A 15,976-nucleotide genomic window follows, 5' to 3' on the forward strand; every position below is an offset into this window, starting at 1 on the left:
GCCGGTGCGTGCGTGAAGCGATCTGCTTCACGCGCGGCTGCGCTTCGGCCGCCGGATGGCACGCACCTTGTTGTTGGCGGAGCCGCTGCCGCAGAAGAAGCGGTCGGCGCCGTCGGACTCGAGGCCAGAGACGAACACGCCTTGCGGCATCTCCAGCCGTTCGATGACCTCGCCGGTCTGCGGGTCGATGCGCCGCACGTCGCTTTCATCGCCTTCCCAGGTGCCGTGCCAGAGTTCGCCATCGACCCAGGAGACGCCGGTGACGAACCGGTTGCTTTCGATGGTGCGCAGAACGTTGCCGGTTTCCGGATCGATCTGAACGATCGTGCGGTCGCGATACTGGCCGACCCACAGCGAGCCCTCCGCCCAGGCGAGGCCCGAGTCGCGGCCGCCCCCGGGTGAGGGGATGGTGGATATCACGCGCCCGCTGTTCGGCTCGATCTTCAGAATGCGGTCCTCGGCGATCTGATAGAGGTGCTTGCCGTCGAAGGCGGTGCCGGCATGAGCCGCGATATCGAGGGTGCGGGTGGTGTTGCCGCTGTCGGGATCGAAGGCGACCAGGCGGTCGCCGGCCGCGAACCAGACCTGCTCGCCGTCGAAGCTGACGCCGCCGACGTTCTCGACGCCGTCGAAGGGGCCGTATTCCCGGATGATCTCGGCCGTGGCCTTTTTCATGTGCGCTCCTGTCGCCTGGAGCCTCAGTTCTGATTGAATCAGAATCGAGGCTCCAGATTTCCTGTTTTGACGCGTTTTCTTCCCGCGAACCGGTATCCGCTTCGCTCGAAAACGCTTCCGATTGCACCCGGATGCTAGCCGTCCGGCAGCGGGGCAGGGAGTAACAAGGTCGTCGTGAATCCCGGCACCGGCGGCGTCATCCAGCGCCGGGCGCGGGCACGGCCGACCGACTGCACCTTGCCGGTGGCGGCCAGCGCGTCGAGCGCGCGCTGCACGGTGCGCTGGCTCGCTCCCAGCGCGACCGACAGCGCCGAGCTCGACCAGGCCTCGCCGTCGGCGAGAAAGGCCAGCACCGCGGCATGCTCCTCCTCGACCGGCAGCGCCAGCACGGTCACCTCGCGCCGGCCATGCGGCTGGAGCACAAAGCCGTCCGGCGTCGCGCTGAGATCGGCCAGCGGCCGCAGCGCCCGGCGCAGTCGTCCGATCTCGACCCGCAGCCGCGCCCGGTGTGATTCATCGGCGTGCTTGCCGCGAAACGCCCGCGCGATTAGCGTGCCGCGCGACACGTCCTGCGGCCACGCTTCGCCCAGCGCGCGGGCGAGCGCGAACAGCACCGGCCGGCGGGTCAGCGAGACCGTCGTGCCGACATCGCGCACGACGTAGCGGCAGGCATCGATGACGAGCGCCTTCGATGCCATCAGGGCCTCGACCTCCTCAAGCAGCAGCGGCCGCTCGCTGCCGCGCGCGATCAGACGCGCCGCGGGTGTCGCGAGCAGGCGCGCGGTGCTCTCGACCTCGGCCGCGAGCTCGGCGATGCCGGCGCGGCGTGCTGCTTGCCTTGCGCGGGCCAGCGCTTCGCGTGCCGGCCTGGTCCGCAGCCGCCGCATCGCGATTCCGGCGACGACCAGTTCATGGCCGACCCGCAGTGCCGGCGGGAACGGTGCTGGGTCGAGGCCGGCAAGCATGCGCTCAGCCGCATCGAGGCTCCCGATCAGCAGCAGGCGGCGGATTTCGAGATAGCCGGCATGGGCGGCATTGAGTGCATCGCCTCGTGCCGCGAGCGTTGCGCGCGCCGCGGCGAGGCTCTTGCCGGGAAAGGAAAGGTCGCGCGACACCAGCGCGATCTCGGCCTCCGCCACCACGCAGCGCGCCCGCGCGACGGCTTCGCGCGGGCCGAAGGCGCGGCTTGCGCGCCGCAACAGCTCCTTGGCGCGGGCGAAATCGCCGAGCCGGGCCATCGCGATGCCGCGCAGCGCCAGCGCCGGCGCATCGTCGCGCAGGGCTACCCGTTTCAGTGCGCCGAGGGGATCACCCGCCGCGAGCGCGCGCGCCGCAGCTATGATCAGCGAATCCATTCGAATCCCGACACACTTGTCACTCTCACCCTCCGAGGCCCGGTCCTAACCTAGCACATGACGACATGGATCATCTCCAGAGAGATCGAACGATGACCGGTTTCGAAACACGAGAAGATTGGGCGAGGAGGCGGCTCAGCGGACGTGGGCCCATCGTGGCGCGCTTTCTGTCGCTGGCGGCGGCGCCGACCTTCGCCGTGATGGCGCTGATTGCCGCGATGGCGCCGGCCGACATGATCTGCGGCGCGATGCAGGGACCGCTGTCATTGCAGGGCATGGTCCCGATGTACGCGCTGATGAGCGCATTTCATCTGGCGCCATGGCTGCGCCTGTTCAGATGACTGGCTCAGCTCTCCGGCAAAGTGAAGACCGCGCATGGCCGCGCGACGCCGCGCAATTCATGACTGCCGAGCGCGACCAGCGGCGTCTCGGTCTCGGCGGCGAGGGCGCCCGAAACCAGCACGGTCTGCTCCAGCGGCTTGCACAGCCCTTCGAGCCGGCTCACCAGATTGACCGCGGCACCGATCGCGGTGAAGTCGAGGCGGTCGGCGGCGCCGATATTGCCCCAGTGCACCTCGCCGAGATGCAGCGCCGCGCCGAATGGCAACGGCGGCAAGCCCTGCTTGCGTCGCTCTGCATCGAGATGCGCCATGCCGACGCGCGCCGCCGACACCGCGCGCAATGCCGCCTCGGATGCGCTGCGCGCGCTGGTCGTGACCGGAAAGATCGCAAGCAGGCCGTCGCCGATGAATTTCAACACCTCGCCGCCGAAGGCGTGGATGGCGCCGGCGATGCGGTCGAACCAGGCATCGAGCGCCGCGATCACCTCGGCAGGCGGATGGCTTTCCGACAGCGCGGTGAAGCCGCGGAGGTCGGCGAACAGCAGTGCCGCCCGGATGGTTTCGCCGGTATTGCGACGCAATGGCGATGCCAGCACGCGCGCCGCGCTGCGCCGGCCGAGATAGGCTTCCAGCGCCGCCGTCAGTGTCGCGCGCGCCGCGAGCGCGGCGAGCGGCGCGGCCATGAACCGCGCCGCCTCGCGCAATTGATCCGCCTCGGCAGGTGTGAAGGCGCGTGTCCCGATCCAGCCGAGGGTCGGGCCATCCGGCCGCGTTCCGATCGTGCCCTCGTGGATCGGGCCGGGCGCGAGAGTTCCGAGCCAGCGCCAGCCGGCGTCGCCGGATCCCACCATATCGGGCATCGCAAAGGGTTGTTCCGGTGCGAATCCGAGCGCTTCGATGACCTCGCCATTGTCGGCACGCCACAGCCAGGTTCGTCTTGCAATCAGGGGGTGCGGAACCTCGAGCGTCAGAGCGCCGCCGGCAAGCGGCAGGCCATCCGTGATAAGGTGGCTACCCAGGTCTGCCAACAACCGGTTGGCGCCCGCGGTCTCGGCGGCGGCGTCGACCAGCCAGCTCAACGTCGAGGACAATTGCATCACACCATCATGGGGTTGACGCACCACCCTTGTCACGAATTATCCCTGAGCGCCGACTGTCAATGGAGCATGGATCGATGACTGAAGCCTTCATCGTTCAACGCGAGATCCAGATCGCAGCCCCGGCTGCAACCGTGTTCGCCTTTCTGACCGATCCGCAGAAGATCGTGAGCTGGATGGGGCTCGAAGCCGCGACCGAGACGCATCCCGGGGGCCTCTACTTCCTCAAGGGGCTCGGCAGCGATCGCAGCCGCGCCGCGCGCGGAGCGTTCCGCGAGGTTGTGCCGGTGCATCGTCTCGCCTACAGCTTCGGCTGGGAGGGCAGCGAGGAAGTGCCGCCGGGATCGAGCCTGATCGAGATCGACCTGATGGAGCAGGACAACGGCACGCTGCTCCGCATGACCCATAGCGGCCTTCCGAACGCCGCGCAGTGCGAGAGCCATGACAAGGGTTGGGCGCATTACATGGGCCGGCTCTCGCTGGCGGCCGCCGGTCGGGATCCCGGCCCCGACCACGGTCCCGCCAACCGCCATTGACGTCGCGTCATGTCGGCCATTTCGAGCCGAGGATGATCGAGCAGAAGTTCATCCTGGTGTAGTTCATGTCCTTCAGCGCCAGCACGTCGGCCTTGACGTTGCCGAAGGTCGTCAGCGGCTTCTTGATGGTGCCGGCGGCGAAATGATCGATGATGTTCTCCTTGAAGTTCGCCTCGCGCGGATGGTGCGCGCAGACATGGTCGCGGTGCTCGTGCGGGAAATCGTCGTAGGCGATGCCGAGCACGTCCATCTCGACGCCGGCGGTGACCAGCGCAATGGTCGGACGCATATGCTCGGGGACGCCAGGCGTGGTGTGCAGGGCGATTGAGGTCCAGACATCCTCGATGTCGCGCTCCGGAACGCCATAGCCCTTGAGGAAGTCGCGTGCGGCGTTGGCGCCGTCGACCTCGAAGCGCAGATCGGGGCTCGCATGCGCTGCGGTCAAGCCCATGTCGTGGAACATGGCGCCGATATAGAGCAACTCGGGATCGAATTTCAGCTTGCGGCGGTTGCCGGTCAGCGCGCCCCAGAAGAACACGCGGCGACTGTGATTGTAGAGCAGGTCGTCCTCGGTATCGCGCACCAGTTGGGTGGCGGCGCGGGCCATCGCGCTGTCGGGTACGCGGATGCCGGCGATGATCTCGGTCATTTCAAGACGCTCCTCGATGTGGCAAGACGATGTCGTGGCGTGCGAACACGCGAGCCCGGCGCTCGTCTCTGCGGTGTGTGCGGATCGCCGGGTGGCGCGATCCGTGGTGCGTTTGTCGCCCGGTTGGGCCCGATCCCGCAACGATCGCGCGCCGCCGGATCGGGCCAACCAGACGTCGTTTCGCGCCAGCGGGCAGGGAGAAGGTATGGCGGTTCAGAGAGTCGCGATCGCGATTCACGAAGGGGTTCAGGCGCTCGATGTCGCGGGCCCCGTCGACGTGTTCGCGGAGACGAACGGCTTTGTGCCCGCGGGGAATGGCTATGAGACCGTGCTGGTCGGCGCCGGCTGCGAACCGCTGCGCGCGTCGAACGGCATGAAGATATCGGCCGATCTCAGCTTCGCCGAGGCACAGGAGAGGTTCGATATCCTGCTGGTGGCGGGCGGGCCGGCATTGCCCGACGCGGCGCCGGATCCCGAACTGACACAGTGGCTGCGTGGGGCGCCCGCGCGCGCCGAGCTCTATGGTTCGATCTGCACCGGCGCCTTCGCGCTCGGCCACGCCGGGCTGCTCGACGGCCACAAGGTGACGACGCATTGGCAGAACGCGCAGCTTCTGGCGGCGCGCTTCCCGGCAGCCGAGGTGATCTTCGACCGCATCTACATTCGCGACGGACAGCTGATGACCTCGGCCGGCGTAACCGCGGGAATCGATCTCGGGCTCGCGCTGGTCGCCGAGCGGCACGGGCCGCAGGTTGCGGTCGCGGTGGCCAAGCGGCTGGTCGTGGTGGCGCAGCGCCAGGGCGGGCAGTCGCAATTCAGTCCCTATCTCACCGCGCCGGTCGATGAGAATTCGCCGATTGCGCGCGCGCAGGCGCATGTCATGCAGCATGTCGGCGAGCGCCACACGCTGCAGTCGCTGGCGGAAGCCGTCGGCATGAGCGTGCGCAATTTCGGCCGCGCCTTTGCGCAGGAGACCGGAATCACGCCGCATGAATTCGTCGAGCGGGCGCGGGTCGACGCCGCGCGCCGGCTGCTCGAGGGCTCGGACCGGCCGCTGAAGGCGGTTGCGTTCGACTGCGGCTTCGGTTCGGCCGACCGGATGCGGATCGTGTTCACCGAGCGGCTCGGCGTGTCGCCGGCGCAGTACCGCGCGAGTTTTCGCAAACTGTGATGCGGTTCATCAACCGGAGGCTGTATCGGGGATAGGATCGACGTCACCGACGCCGGATCCTGCCACACATCTTCTCCCGAGAGGCCGCCCATGGACGCGCTCACGCTCTTCATCATCCGCCATGCCGAGAAGCCGGGCGACGGCTGGCCCGGGCCGGGCTTCACCGCGGAAGGCGTGTCCGACACCGAGTCGCTTGTGCTCCGTGGGTGGGAGCGTGCGGGCGCGTGGACCGCGTTGTTCGGCACCGATCTCACCGGCGGTGACTATGCCAAGCCCGATGCAATCTATGCCGCGACACCGGGCACCACGGCCAATCAGCCGCCGTCGAGCCGTCCGGCCGAGACGATCTCGGCGCTTGCCGCACGGCGCGGCCTGACCCCGAACGAAAGCTTTGGCAAGGGCGATGAGCCGAGGCTGGTGCCTGCGGTGCTGGCGCTGAAGGGCGTCGTGCTGCTGTGCTGGGAGCACAAGGCAATCATTTCCGATATTCTTCCGCTGATCCCGGTCAGCAAGGGCACGCCGCCGACCAAATGGGAGGGCAGCCGCTTCGACGTCGTGCTGCGCTTCGAACGCGCCAAGGGCGACGACAAATTCGCGTTCAAGGAGCTGTTTCCAAAATTGCTGTCGGGCGATTCCGACAAGCCGCTAGGCAGCTGAGCCGCGTTGCGGCTCCGGCGATCAGTCGAGCCCGAGCGCTTTGCGCGACTTCCGCGTCAACTTTTCGACGATGAGCGCATGCGCCTGGTCGAGATAGGCCTTGAGCTCGGCATCGGGCAGGGAGTCGTTCGCCATCAACTGCACCCATTTGGCGCGCGCCAGATAAGGCGCCGGGCGCGCCAGACCCTGCTCGATCAGCAGCTGATAGGCCATGTTCGAGGTCTTGAACATGAAGCCGCCGGTGCTCTCGATGTAGCCGCCGGCCAGCGCGAACATCTTGCCGCCGACCTTGAACACCGACGTGCCTTCCCATTGCACCACCTTGGTGGCGGCGGGCAGGCGCAGACAATGGGCTTCGAAGGTCTTGGGGCGCATGAGTCGCAGGGCTGGAAGGCGTTTAAAGCCATAGGCCAGCCGCATGAAGGTCGGCAAGCCCCGGACTGAGCCCGGCCAGCCCTCCGCCAGCACCAGCCGCCGCTTCGTCCCGACGTCTCACGAAAACGTGGGTTGCTGTCGCTCAATCTGTAGATATATCGTAAGATATGTTTTCAGTAAGGAATGGACAAATGAGACGATCGATGTTTCGCGACCGGGACGATGACGGCTTCCGGTTCGGGTTCTTCGCCATGGGCCGGCACGGCCGGGGCGGCCACCGCTTTGGCCGCGGCGGCCATGGCTTCTTCGGGCGAGGTGGCGGCGGTGATTTTCCGGGATCGCGGCGGCTTTCGTCGCAGGATCTGCAACTGGTCATCCTCGCGTTGCTCGGCGAGCAGCCGGCGCACGGCTACGAGCTGATCAAGAGGATCGAGGAGCGGTCGGACGGCTTCTACAGCCCGAGCCCGGGCGTGATCTATCCGGCGCTGACATTCCTCGAGGAGATCGGCCATGCCAGCGTCACCCAGGACGCGGCGCGCAAGCTCTACAGCATCACCGAGCAGGGCAGGGCGTATCTCGGCGAGAACCGCGCGACCGCGGATACCATTCTCGAGGCGCTGTCGCGGATCGGCCGCCGCATGGAGGAGGTGCGCGAAGCCTTCGCCGGCGTGAGCGATCTCGATGGCGAAGCGTCCGACGAGGTGCACCGCGCCCGTCACGCGCTGAAGAGCGCGCTGCGCCAGAAGCGCGGCTGCGATGCCGCGGAGGCGCGGCGGATCGCAAAGATCCTCGACCGCGCGGCCGCTGAGATCCTGCAGCAGTGACGCCGTCGCAGCAAACGAGACCTTTCATGTACAACGCCGAACCGCACAGCGCGATCCGTGATGCCCGCGTCACCGCCGTCATCGAGCGTCTGCAGGCCACCCGCCGGGCGCCCGTGCGCGGCAATCCGATGCAGAGCGGCAGCCGTGACCCGCACCACTACGCCGAGCAGGGATTCTCGATCCACCCGGAGCAGGGCGAGCTGATCTATCTGTTGTGCCGCGGCCTGCGCGCCCAGCGCGTCGCCGAATTCGCGACCTCGGTCGGAATGTCGACGCTCTATTTCGCAGCTGCGATGCGCGACAATGGCGGCGGCACCGTGATCGGATCGGAGATCGTGCCGGCCAAGGTCGCAGCGGCGAAGCGCAATCTCGCAGACGCTGGCCTTGCCGATTACGCCGACATCCGCGAGGGCGATGCGCGCAAGACGTTGCGCGATCTCGGTGGTCCCGTCGACTTCATCCTGATCGACGGCTGGCCGGGCGACAAGGGCCCGACGCTGGCGCGCCAGGTGATCGAGATCGTCGCGCCGCAGCTGCGCGTCGGCGGCTACGTCATGAACGACAATGCCGAGGCGGATTTCCTGGAATTCGTACGCGATCCCGGCAACGGCTTCGTGTCGATCACGCTGCCGCTCAAGGGTGGCACCGAGCTCTGCCTGAAGGCGGCGTAGCGGGGTTTTCACCTGCTGTCGTGATTGTGAGCCGCAACCACACCATGCCATGCTGGATTTTGCCGGCGCTTCTTGCTCTGTTCGAGGAAAATCAGGAGCGAAGCGCCGCATGTCCGAAGTCCCGCCCAATCATCCGCTCGATCGCCCGATCTGGAGCGCGCTGACCACGAGACAACGCGAGCTGGCGGAAGGCGGCGCCGATGCAAGGCGCTTTCCGCTTGCGATCGCACCCTTCGCCGACATGGTCGACATGTCGCCACGGAGCTTTGCCGCGCTCGGTGCGCTGCTGTCGGGACCTGACGTCGCGGTGCTGTTCACGCCCGATCCTGTCCCGGTGCCGCCGCAGTTCAAGGTGCTGCTGGCCGAGACCGGCGAGCAGATGATCGGCGTGCCCGCGGACCATTCTGCGCCCGGCGTCGAGATCGTCACGCTCGGCGCTGCCGATGTTCCGGAGATGATGGCGTTGACGGAGCTGACAAAGCCCGGCCCGTTCAGTGCGCGGACGCATGAGCTCGGCAGCTTTTTCGGCATCCGTATCAATGGCGAACTGGTCGCGATGACCGGCGAACGGATGAAGCCGGGGAACTACACCGAGATGACCGCCGTCTGCGTGCATCCGGAGCATCGCGGCCGCGGCTACGCGCAGGCGCTGCTGTCGGCGGTCGCCGGCCAGATCGTGGCGCGCGGCGAAATTCCATTCCTGCACGTCTTCACCAGCAATGTCTCGGCGATCGCGCTCTATCGTCGCCAGGGCATGGAGGTCCGCCGCCGCCTGCACATCACGGTGTTGCAGAAGCAGGGGTAGGGATGCCCGGCAGAGTGGGTTGAGGGAAATCCCTCATTCCTCATCGCGGATCTCGTGCTTACCTTTGCCGGATCGCAACACGATGAGAGAGGATATCTCGATGTCCGAGCAATCCCAGGACAAGCGTCCCGTACCCGATCCGGCGGAGAACAACGCTTTCTTTCCGTCGCCTTACTCGCTTGGGCAATTCACCTCGGCCAAGTCGGATCTCTCCGGCGCGGACTACCCCAACGCCTACAGGGGCGGCCGCTGGAAAATTCTGATGATCGCCGCGGACGAGCGCTATCTGCTGTTGCAGAACGGCACGATGTTCTCGACCGGCAACCATCCCGTTGAGACCTTGTTGCCGATGTATCACCTCGACAAGGCGGGCTTCGAATTCGATATTGCGACCGTGTCGGGTAATCCGGTCAAATTCGAGCTCTGGGCGTTTCCGAAGGAGGACGACGCGGTCAAGAGCATCTACCAGAAATATCTCCCCAGGCTGAAGCAGCCGCTGAAGCTCTCCGACGTGATCGAAAAAAAGCTCGGCAAGGATTCCGACTATATCGCGGTGTTCATTCCCGGCGGCCATGGTGCGCTGATCGGCTTGCCCGAAAGCACCGACGTGAAGGCCGCCCTGAAATGGGCGCTCGACAACGACAAGCACATCATCTCGCTTTGCCATGGCCCGGCGGCGTTGCTGGCGTCCGCGGTCGGCGAAGCCAAGGGCGACTATCCCTTCAAGGGCTACAAGATCTGCGCATTTCCCGACGCCATCGATCGGACCACGCCCGATATCGGCTACATGCCGGGCGCGCTGACCTGGGCATTCGGCGAACAGTTGCAGGCGCTCGGCGTCGAGATCCTGAACAAGGACATCACCGGCAAGACCCATCAGGATCGCAAGCTGATCACCGGTGACAGCCCCTTCGCCGCCAATAATGTCGGCAAGGCTGCCGCAAAGGCGCTGCTCGATACGCTCGGCGGGCGCTGAGCGGTCGGCGGCTCAAGCTGCGGGCGCGGCGCACCCCGCCGCGCCGCCGGTGGCGGCTCAATGTCGCGCGCCTTGCAGGCCGGTCTCGCTTGAGGGAAAATCCTCAACGCGCTGGGCCGCACGATCGGCCTTCCGCAAGACACGATGGTACCGCATGGACCGCTACATCGAAGCCGTGGTTGCGATCGAGGGCAGCGAGAGCTTGCCCGCGATCCAGGCGGCGGTGCGGTCCGCGAGCCTGCCGCTCGGCTACGACCGGTTCGTGATGTTCTCGGCGTCGCCGGCACGCGAGGACCTGGTTGACCGGATCTACTGGGTCGAAGGCGACTGGTTCGGCAAAGGCGTGACCGTCGATGCCGAGACCTATGTCCGGCATTGTCCGGTGACGCGCAATTTCCTCGATGTGGACCAGGCGTTTTTCTGGACCAAGGTGATGTCGGCGCGCGGCGAGAAGTACCGCGTGGTGCGCACGCCGCGCGGGCCCGGTTTCCATGGGCTGCAGGTTCCGGTGTTCGGGCGCACCGGCCTTGAAGGCGCGATGAGCTTCGCCGGGACGCGGATCGATGCGTCGGCGCGGACGCGTGCGGCGCTGACCATGATCGGTGCGGCGGCCTTCCGCGCCGCCCGCGGGCTGATGGAAGCCCACGAGCCGAACGGTGCGTCGAGCCTGTCGCCGCGGGAGCGCGAGGTGTTGCGCTGGACCTCCGCGGGACGTCGCCAGGCCGACATCGCGGCATCGCTCGGCCTGTCGGAACGCACGGTCGAGAACCATTTGCGACGTGCGCGGCTTCGGCTTGGCGTCGCCACGACAGCGCAGGCCATTCGGCTCGCGATCCGCAGCGGTGAGATCGAGGACTGAGGCGCTTGCGGACGGCCGCCACAGGGCCGGGCGAGCGATCGCCGCGGCTCAGTGTTTCTTCGCCGTCTTCGCCCTGGTCTTCGGCGCATGCGTGCCCGCCGCGATCCGCGTCAATGCATCGGCAAACGCGCGTGCCGCAGGTCCCAGCGGTTCATCGAGCCGGTGGGCGAGATAGGCCTCCATTGCAAGCGCGGCGTTGCGGCCGAGCGCGCCGGTTTCGACCCGCACCAGGCGGCGCTCCTTCAGGTCGCGCGCCACCTGCCAGAGCGGCAGCCGGCCCCAGCCGAGCCCCGCCAGGATCATGGCGTGCTTGGTGTCCTGATTGCTCACCCTGCATATCTGCGGCGAGAGCACGCCGAAGCTACGGCCTTCCGACAGCGGGGTCGGATCCGACAGCACGATCTGGAGATGATCGGCGAGATCCGCCACGCTCTTGCGGCCGCGGCGCGCGAGCGGATGGCTTGCGGAGGCGACGGCGACGATCTGCACCGCACAGATCGCATCGAGCGCAAGACGGGGATCGCGAAAATCCTCGCCGACCGTGACGGCGAGCGCGCTGCGCCGTTCGGTCAAGCCGGCGATCGGACCGCCCATCGGTTCGACCGCGAGCCGCACGCTGACAGACGGATAGGCCGCCCGCATTTCCGTCAGCGCCGCGCCGACGGCGGCGATCGGAAACAGCGTATCGACCACCAGCGAGAGTTCCGATTCCACGCCATCGCCCAGGCTGCGTGCCCGCGCCCGCATCGCGTCGACACGCAGCAGCAGGTCGCGCGCGTTGCCCAGCAGTGCCTTGCCCTCGGCCGTCAGCGCCGGGCGATGGTTGGAGCGGTCGAACAGCGTGAGCCCGAGCTCGGCCTCGAGGTTGGCGATGGCATGACTGACCGCGGATTGCACCCGCGCCAGTTTGGTCGCGGCGGCGCGAAAGCTGCCGCTCTCGGCGATGGCGACAAAGGTGCGGATCTGATCGAGCGTCAGGTTGTCGAGCATGATCTATGAAATCGATCAATCGGATGCAAAACATATCACTCCTGTCGATGGTCGGGAAACGCTATCTCTGTGCCGTGAGCCAGGGGCGGAGTGGACGCATGACGATCGAGACGGCCGTGATGCAGCAGAGCGAGGCGAAGCGATGGGCCACGGTCGCCATCGTGATCGGTTGCGGGATCGGCGCGGCGCTGCAGGTCGGCAAGGTTCCGATTGCCGCCTCGATGCTGCAGCAGAGCCTCGGCATCGACCTTGCCGCGGTCGGAACGATCGCCGGCATCTTTGCGGTCCTCGGGCTTGTCGGCAGCGTTCCGGCGGGCGTGGTGATTGCCGCGGTTGGCACGCGCAGGGTGCTGCTGTGCGGGCTCGCGGCGATCACGCTGGGGGCAGGCTCGGGCGCGCTCGCGCCACAGCTCGCGGTGCTATTGGCATCGCGCATGCTGGAAGGGCTCGGCTTCCTTCTGGTGATGGTCGCGGCCCCCGCATTGCTCGATCGCGTCGTCGATGTCAGCGCACGTGACGTCACCATGGCGGTGTGGAGCTGCGTGATGCCGTTCGGGATCGCGCTGGCCCTGGTCGCCGGACCGATCTTCGATGGCTGGCGCACGATCTGGTGGGCCAGTGCCGCCTTTGTTGCCGTGCTGTTCATCCTAGCCGGCCTCATCGTGCCTGAAGTGGCATCGCGGACCGGCGCGGCGCGGAGCGGCCTGATGCGGGAAGCCACCGCGCTGGCACAGCGCCGCACCCCGGCGCTTCTGATGGTGCTGTTTGCGCTCTACAGCCTGATGTTCTTTGCGTTGTTCAGCTTCCTGCCGATCGTGCTGACCGAGCGGCTCGGCGTGTCCAGCCAAGGCGCCGGCGGGCTCAGTGCGTTGGCCGCGGCCGGCAACGTCGTCGGCAATCTCGCCGCCGGTCATCTGCTTGCGCGCGGCGTCAGCCGCAATTTGCTGATTGCCGTGGCGGCATTCGTGATGGGCGCGTCCGCGCTCGGAATCTTCCTGCCGGTGCTCGGCGGCTGGGGCGCATTCTGGCTGTGCCTTTTGTTCTCCGCGATCGGCGGCCTGATCCCGGCGACGTTGCTGGCAACCGCACCCGCCGCGGCGCGATCGGCGGCGATGGTGCCTGTCATGATGGGCCTGTTGATGACGGGCAGCAATTTCGGCCAGGTCACCGGTCCGATCGCGGTCGGCGCCGTGGTCTCGGCATGGGGCTGGAGCGCGGCTTGCGTCATGGTGGTGGCCGCGGCGATCCTTGCCGGTCTCGCGGCGTGGATGCTGGCGCGGGGCGATCACAACAGCGTAAGCGAGGCGAGGGACCCGGCTTGACGCCGCGCGCGCAGGGGCCGAAGGAGTGACGGTCTCTCACGCCAACGACAGCAGGAACCTTCATGACACGCGTGCGCTGTATCACCGAAATGGGCATGGGCGTCGACGTCCACGGCCGCGACGCCACCAAGGCCGCCAAGCGGGCCGTCTCGGACGCCATCCGTCATTCCAGCCTCGGCTTCTTCCGCATGCTCGGCAAGACCGCCAACGACATGTTCGTCGACGTCACGATCGCCGTGCCGAATCCCGAAGATGTCGACACCGCAGCGGTCGCCAAGGAATTGCCCTATGGCACCAAGACCGTGAAGGCGGTCGCGGGTGGGCTCGAGATTCCGTCCGATCTCGGCAACGACCCGATCCTGATCGCGAACGCCGCCGTCATCGTCAGCTTCGACGACGGCAAGTGACGGAAGCGCGTCAGGCGACAGGCATGCGTGCGTTATTCGCCGCCTCTGAAATAGTCGGGCTTACCGGTCGTCCAGGTCTCGCCCCAATGCTGGCCGCCGCCGTCGACGGTCAGCGTCTCGCCGGTGACGAACTTGCCGGAGGGCGCGGCGAGGTAGACGGCTGCCTCCGCAATGTCCCATGGCGTGCCCGGGCGCATCATCGGATTGGAGCGCGGGTAGGCGGCGCGCGCCGCTTCGCTGTAAACGTTCCAGCCCTCGGTCTCGATCGCGCCGGGCGCGATGCAGTTGATGCGGATGTTCAGCGGCGCCCATTCGACCGCGAGCGCGCGCGACAGGCCGATCACGCCGGAGCGTGCCGCGATCGAGTGCGCAATGCCGTAGAGGCCGTGCGTCGTGACCACGACGATATTGACGATGCTGCCAGGATGCTTGCGGTCGCGCCAGCGCTGCGCCGCGGCCTGCATCATGTACCAGGTACCGTTGAGGTTGGTGTTGATGACCGCATTCCAGCCCTTGATCGAGACGTCGATCGCAGCTTGCGGGAACTGGCCGCCGGCGCTGTTGACGAGATGATCGACACGGCCGTGCTCGGTCCACAGCGCCTCGAACATCGCATTGACCGCGTCGGGATCCCTGATGTCGGCGACATGCGCGGACGCCTTGAGCCCACGATGGACGAGACGATCGACCAGTGCGTCGAGCCGGTCGGCATTGCGGCCGGCGATCACGACATGTGCGCCGAGCCGCGCGAACAGCCATGCGATGGCGCGGCCGATGCCGCCGGCGCCGCCGGACACCACGACCACCTGACCGGCGAGCGCATCAGCCGCGAACACGGTCGGGTGCGTTGCGAGTTCGTCGTCGGAGAGGCCGAGCGTTGCGCCTGTTGTTGCGCCTGTCTGTTGATCGTTCATGGCCGGTTGCAGACCTTGCGGCTTTCACTGAGCTCCGTACATTAGCCATCCAACAACAACCGTGCAAAGCAACAACCCTGCAAAGAATGTCGACATGACCGACTTGTCTGCCTTTCCCATCACAAAACGCTGGCCCACCCAGCATCCGGACCGCCTTCAGCTCTATTCGCTGCCGACGCCGAACGGCGTGAAGGTCTCGATCATGCTCGAGGAGATCGGGCTGCCTTACGAGGTCCATCTCGTCGACTTCAACAAGGATGACCAGAAGACGCCGGAGTTCCTGTCGCTGAACCCGAACGGCAAGATCCCGGCGATTCTCGATCCCAACGGTCCAGGCGGCAAGCCGCTGCCATTGTTCGAATCCGGCGCCATCCTGCAATATCTCGCCGACAAGACCGGCAAGCTGCTGCCGGCGGACGCGGCGCGCCGCTATCAGGCGATCCAGTGGGTGCATTTCCAGATGGGCGGCATCGGACCGATGTTTGGCCAGGTCGGGTTCTTCCACAAATTCGCCGGCAAGGATTACGAGGACAAGCGGCCGCTGCAGCGCTACGTCGCCGAGTCGAAGCGCCTGCTCAGCGTGATGGAGATGCATCTCGCCGGACGGCAGTGGTTCATGGACGACGAATACAGCATCGCCGACATCTCGATGCTCGGCTGGGTGCGCAATCTGATCGGCTTCTACGGTGCGCGCGAGCTCGTCGAATTCGACCAGTTCACGCAGGTCGCGGCCTGGCTGGAGCGCGGTCTCAAGCGGCCGGCCGTGGAGCGCGGATTGAATATTCCGAAACGGCCCTAAGCAGCCTACTTCAGCAGCTCATAGACGATGGGATTGTCGGCGCAGGCGGCAAAGCCACACTCGAGCAGGGTGGAGAGCACATTCAGTGCCGTCAGCCCGACCACCAGCCACACCGCACCTTGCGCGAAGGCGCCGGGCGAGCTGCCCGGCGCCGCGCGGCGCTCGAACTGGCGGTCCAACAGCAGCATCGCCGCGAGCAGCACGATCGCGGCGATGAATCCGATCAGCGCCCACGTATAATAATGATAGCCGAACAGCGCCGAACCGTAACCGGCGTCGCCGGGGAGGATGTGCAGCAGCACCTGCCGGGTCGAGACCGTGGCGCCGACGACGGCCGTCAGCAGCGACAACGCATAATGACTTGGCCGCGGCCCGAAGCGGATATTGAGGATCGGCCCGATCGCCAACAGTGCGAACAGGATGCGCTGCAACAGACAGAGCGGGCAGGGCAGCTCGTGGAGCAAAAGCTGCGCGGCAAAGGCGGCGGCCAGTACCAGCGCCAGCCCATAGAGCGCGACGGCATTGAGGGTGACGGCCTGGGTGTCGTTCATGG

The 15,976-nt window shown here is 66.8% G+C and carries 20 protein-coding genes; 12 read left to right on the forward strand and 8 right to left on the reverse strand.

The window, feature by feature from the left end:
- Positions 1 to 27: 27 nt before the first annotated feature.
- Together ACVWY5_RS14315 and ACVWY5_RS14320 are read right to left on the reverse strand one after the other, a co-directional pair.
- Positions 28 to 675 carry a glutaminyl-peptide cyclotransferase gene (locus ACVWY5_RS14315; protein ID WP_028335098.1) on the reverse strand — a complete coding sequence of 216 codons (648 nt, stop codon included), beginning with the start codon at positions 673 to 675 and terminating at the stop codon, positions 28 to 30.
- A 134-nt stretch (positions 676 to 809) separates the two neighbouring features.
- Positions 810 to 2,030: a hypothetical protein gene (locus ACVWY5_RS14320; RefSeq protein ID WP_028335099.1), complete on the reverse strand. Its 1,221-nt coding sequence runs from the start codon at positions 2,028 to 2,030 to the stop codon at positions 810 to 812.
- Positions 2,031 to 2,185: 155 nt separating this feature from the next.
- Here ACVWY5_RS14320 and ACVWY5_RS14325 point away from each other — a divergent pair, with 155 nt between their 5' ends.
- The gene (locus tag ACVWY5_RS14325; RefSeq protein WP_050386687.1) at positions 2,186 to 2,371 is read left to right on the forward strand and encodes a hypothetical protein; all 186 of its coding nucleotides are present in this window, start codon (positions 2,186 to 2,188) and stop codon (positions 2,369 to 2,371) included.
- Between the two features lie 5 nt (positions 2,372 to 2,376).
- Here the strand turns inward: ACVWY5_RS14325 and ACVWY5_RS14330 are convergent, their stop codons facing one another.
- On the reverse strand, positions 2,377 to 3,468 hold the full coding sequence (locus tag ACVWY5_RS14330) for an adenylate/guanylate cyclase domain-containing protein (RefSeq protein WP_028335100.1): 1,092 nt from the start codon (positions 3,466 to 3,468) through the stop codon (positions 2,377 to 2,379).
- 77 nt (positions 3,469 to 3,545) lie between these two features.
- Here ACVWY5_RS14330 and ACVWY5_RS14335 point away from each other — a divergent pair, with 77 nt between their 5' ends.
- Positions 3,546 to 4,004 (forward strand): SRPBCC family protein, encoded by a 459-nt coding sequence (locus ACVWY5_RS14335; RefSeq protein WP_028335101.1) that lies wholly within the window; start codon positions 3,546 to 3,548, stop codon positions 4,002 to 4,004.
- A 7-nt stretch (positions 4,005 to 4,011) separates the two neighbouring features.
- Here the strand turns inward: ACVWY5_RS14335 and ACVWY5_RS14340 are convergent, their stop codons facing one another.
- A complete protein-coding gene (locus ACVWY5_RS14340) occupies positions 4,012 to 4,653 on the reverse strand; it encodes an HD domain-containing protein (RefSeq protein ID WP_028335102.1) in 642 nt (213 codons plus the stop codon).
- A gap of 205 nt (positions 4,654 to 4,858) precedes the next feature.
- Between ACVWY5_RS14340 and ACVWY5_RS14345 the strand changes: the two genes are divergently transcribed.
- The gene (locus ACVWY5_RS14345) at positions 4,859 to 5,824 is read left to right on the forward strand and encodes a GlxA family transcriptional regulator (RefSeq protein WP_028335103.1); all 966 of its coding nucleotides are present in this window, start codon (positions 4,859 to 4,861) and stop codon (positions 5,822 to 5,824) included.
- A gap of 90 nt (positions 5,825 to 5,914) precedes the next feature.
- On the forward strand, positions 5,915 to 6,481 hold the full coding sequence (locus ACVWY5_RS14350) for a hypothetical protein (protein ID WP_028335104.1): 567 nt from the start codon (positions 5,915 to 5,917) through the stop codon (positions 6,479 to 6,481).
- A 21-nt stretch (positions 6,482 to 6,502) separates the two neighbouring features.
- Here ACVWY5_RS14350 and ACVWY5_RS14355 read toward each other — a convergent pair whose 3' ends face one another.
- Positions 6,503 to 6,856 (reverse strand): MmcQ/YjbR family DNA-binding protein, encoded by a 354-nt coding sequence (locus ACVWY5_RS14355; RefSeq protein ID WP_018271231.1) that lies wholly within the window; start codon positions 6,854 to 6,856, stop codon positions 6,503 to 6,505.
- 191 nt (positions 6,857 to 7,047) lie between these two features.
- Here ACVWY5_RS14355 and ACVWY5_RS14360 point away from each other — a divergent pair, with 191 nt between their 5' ends.
- From ACVWY5_RS14360 to ACVWY5_RS14380, 5 genes are all read left to right on the forward strand, one after another.
- On the forward strand, positions 7,048 to 7,680 hold the full coding sequence (locus ACVWY5_RS14360; protein ID WP_321176890.1) for a PadR family transcriptional regulator: 633 nt from the start codon (positions 7,048 to 7,050) through the stop codon (positions 7,678 to 7,680).
- A gap of 26 nt (positions 7,681 to 7,706) precedes the next feature.
- A complete protein-coding gene (locus ACVWY5_RS14365; RefSeq protein ID WP_028335106.1) occupies positions 7,707 to 8,351 on the forward strand; it encodes an O-methyltransferase in 645 nt (214 codons plus the stop codon).
- A 109-nt stretch (positions 8,352 to 8,460) separates the two neighbouring features.
- Positions 8,461 to 9,156, forward strand: coding sequence for a GNAT family N-acetyltransferase (locus ACVWY5_RS14370; protein ID WP_028335107.1), 696 nt, complete (start codon positions 8,461 to 8,463; stop codon positions 9,154 to 9,156).
- A 100-nt stretch (positions 9,157 to 9,256) separates the two neighbouring features.
- A complete protein-coding gene (gene hchA / locus ACVWY5_RS14375) occupies positions 9,257 to 10,132 on the forward strand; it encodes a glyoxalase III HchA (protein ID WP_028335108.1) in 876 nt (291 codons plus the stop codon).
- A 154-nt stretch (positions 10,133 to 10,286) separates the two neighbouring features.
- A complete protein-coding gene (locus ACVWY5_RS14380) occupies positions 10,287 to 10,991 on the forward strand; it encodes a PA1136 family autoinducer-binding transcriptional regulator (RefSeq protein WP_028335109.1) in 705 nt (234 codons plus the stop codon).
- Positions 10,992 to 11,039: 48 nt separating this feature from the next.
- On the opposite strand, the gene ACVWY5_RS14385 is transcribed toward ACVWY5_RS14380, so the two are convergent.
- Positions 11,040 to 11,981, reverse strand: a complete 942-nt coding sequence (locus tag ACVWY5_RS14385) for a LysR family transcriptional regulator (RefSeq protein ID WP_028335110.1) — start codon at positions 11,979 to 11,981, stop codon at positions 11,040 to 11,042.
- A gap of 98 nt (positions 11,982 to 12,079) precedes the next feature.
- On the opposite strand from ACVWY5_RS14385, the gene ACVWY5_RS14390 reads away from it, so the two are divergent.
- Both ACVWY5_RS14390 and ACVWY5_RS14395 read left to right on the forward strand, forming a co-directional pair.
- Entirely contained in the window at positions 12,080 to 13,303 is a 1,224-nt protein-coding gene (locus ACVWY5_RS14390; RefSeq protein WP_028335111.1) for an MFS transporter, read from the forward strand.
- A gap of 62 nt (positions 13,304 to 13,365) precedes the next feature.
- Positions 13,366 to 13,710: a Lin0512 family protein gene (locus ACVWY5_RS14395; protein ID WP_028335112.1), complete on the forward strand. Its 345-nt coding sequence runs from the start codon at positions 13,366 to 13,368 to the stop codon at positions 13,708 to 13,710.
- Positions 13,711 to 13,742: 32 nt separating this feature from the next.
- Here the strand turns inward: ACVWY5_RS14395 and ACVWY5_RS14400 are convergent, their stop codons facing one another.
- The gene (locus tag ACVWY5_RS14400; protein WP_028335113.1) at positions 13,743 to 14,624 is read right to left on the reverse strand and encodes an SDR family oxidoreductase; all 882 of its coding nucleotides are present in this window, start codon (positions 14,622 to 14,624) and stop codon (positions 13,743 to 13,745) included.
- 94 nt (positions 14,625 to 14,718) lie between these two features.
- Between ACVWY5_RS14400 and ACVWY5_RS14405 the strand changes: the two genes are divergently transcribed.
- Positions 14,719 to 15,423, forward strand: a complete 705-nt coding sequence (locus ACVWY5_RS14405; RefSeq protein WP_028335114.1) for a glutathione S-transferase family protein — start codon at positions 14,719 to 14,721, stop codon at positions 15,421 to 15,423.
- A gap of 5 nt (positions 15,424 to 15,428) precedes the next feature.
- Here ACVWY5_RS14405 and ACVWY5_RS14410 read toward each other — a convergent pair whose 3' ends face one another.
- Positions 15,429 to 15,974, reverse strand: a complete 546-nt coding sequence (locus ACVWY5_RS14410; RefSeq protein ID WP_028335115.1) for a disulfide bond formation protein B — start codon at positions 15,972 to 15,974, stop codon at positions 15,429 to 15,431.
- Positions 15,975 to 15,976: the final 2 nt, after the last annotated feature.

This window comes from Bradyrhizobium sp. USDA 3256, assembly GCF_054058275.1.

Coding starts and splice junctions, on each gene's coding strand:
- ACVWY5_RS14360 (WP_321176890.1), top strand. CDS start 7,048: ATGAGACGATCGATGTTTCGCGACCGGGACGATGACGGCTTCCGGTTC.
- ACVWY5_RS14385 (WP_028335110.1), bottom strand. CDS start 11,981: ATGCTCGACAACCTGACGCTCGATCAGATCCGCACCTTTGTCGCCATC.
- ACVWY5_RS14370 (WP_028335107.1), top strand. CDS start 8,461: ATGTCCGAAGTCCCGCCCAATCATCCGCTCGATCGCCCGATCTGGAGC.
- ACVWY5_RS14345 (WP_028335103.1), top strand. CDS start 4,859: ATGGCGGTTCAGAGAGTCGCGATCGCGATTCACGAAGGGGTTCAGGCG.
- ACVWY5_RS14390 (WP_028335111.1), top strand. CDS start 12,080: ATGACGATCGAGACGGCCGTGATGCAGCAGAGCGAGGCGAAGCGATGG.
- ACVWY5_RS14350 (WP_028335104.1), top strand. CDS start 5,915: ATGGACGCGCTCACGCTCTTCATCATCCGCCATGCCGAGAAGCCGGGC.
- ACVWY5_RS14380 (WP_028335109.1), top strand. CDS start 10,287: ATGGACCGCTACATCGAAGCCGTGGTTGCGATCGAGGGCAGCGAGAGC.
- ACVWY5_RS14340 (WP_028335102.1), bottom strand. CDS start 4,653: ATGACCGAGATCATCGCCGGCATCCGCGTACCCGACAGCGCGATGGCC.
- ACVWY5_RS14355 (WP_018271231.1), bottom strand. CDS start 6,856: ATGCGCCCCAAGACCTTCGAAGCCCATTGTCTGCGCCTGCCCGCCGCC.
- ACVWY5_RS14405 (WP_028335114.1), top strand. CDS start 14,719: ATGACCGACTTGTCTGCCTTTCCCATCACAAAACGCTGGCCCACCCAG.
- ACVWY5_RS14330 (WP_028335100.1), bottom strand. CDS start 3,468: ATGCAATTGTCCTCGACGTTGAGCTGGCTGGTCGACGCCGCCGCCGAG.
- ACVWY5_RS14410 (WP_028335115.1), bottom strand. CDS start 15,974: ATGAACGACACCCAGGCCGTCACCCTCAATGCCGTCGCGCTCTATGGG.
- ACVWY5_RS14320 (WP_028335099.1), bottom strand. CDS start 2,030: ATGGATTCGCTGATCATAGCTGCGGCGCGCGCGCTCGCGGCGGGTGAT.
- ACVWY5_RS14400 (WP_028335113.1), bottom strand. CDS start 14,624: ATGAACGATCAACAGACAGGCGCAACAACAGGCGCAACGCTCGGCCTC.
- ACVWY5_RS14335 (WP_028335101.1), top strand. CDS start 3,546: ATGACTGAAGCCTTCATCGTTCAACGCGAGATCCAGATCGCAGCCCCG.
- hchA (WP_028335108.1), top strand. CDS start 9,257: ATGTCCGAGCAATCCCAGGACAAGCGTCCCGTACCCGATCCGGCGGAG.
- ACVWY5_RS14395 (WP_028335112.1), top strand. CDS start 13,366: ATGACACGCGTGCGCTGTATCACCGAAATGGGCATGGGCGTCGACGTC.
- ACVWY5_RS14365 (WP_028335106.1), top strand. CDS start 7,707: ATGTACAACGCCGAACCGCACAGCGCGATCCGTGATGCCCGCGTCACC.
- ACVWY5_RS14315 (WP_028335098.1), bottom strand. CDS start 675: ATGAAAAAGGCCACGGCCGAGATCATCCGGGAATACGGCCCCTTCGAC.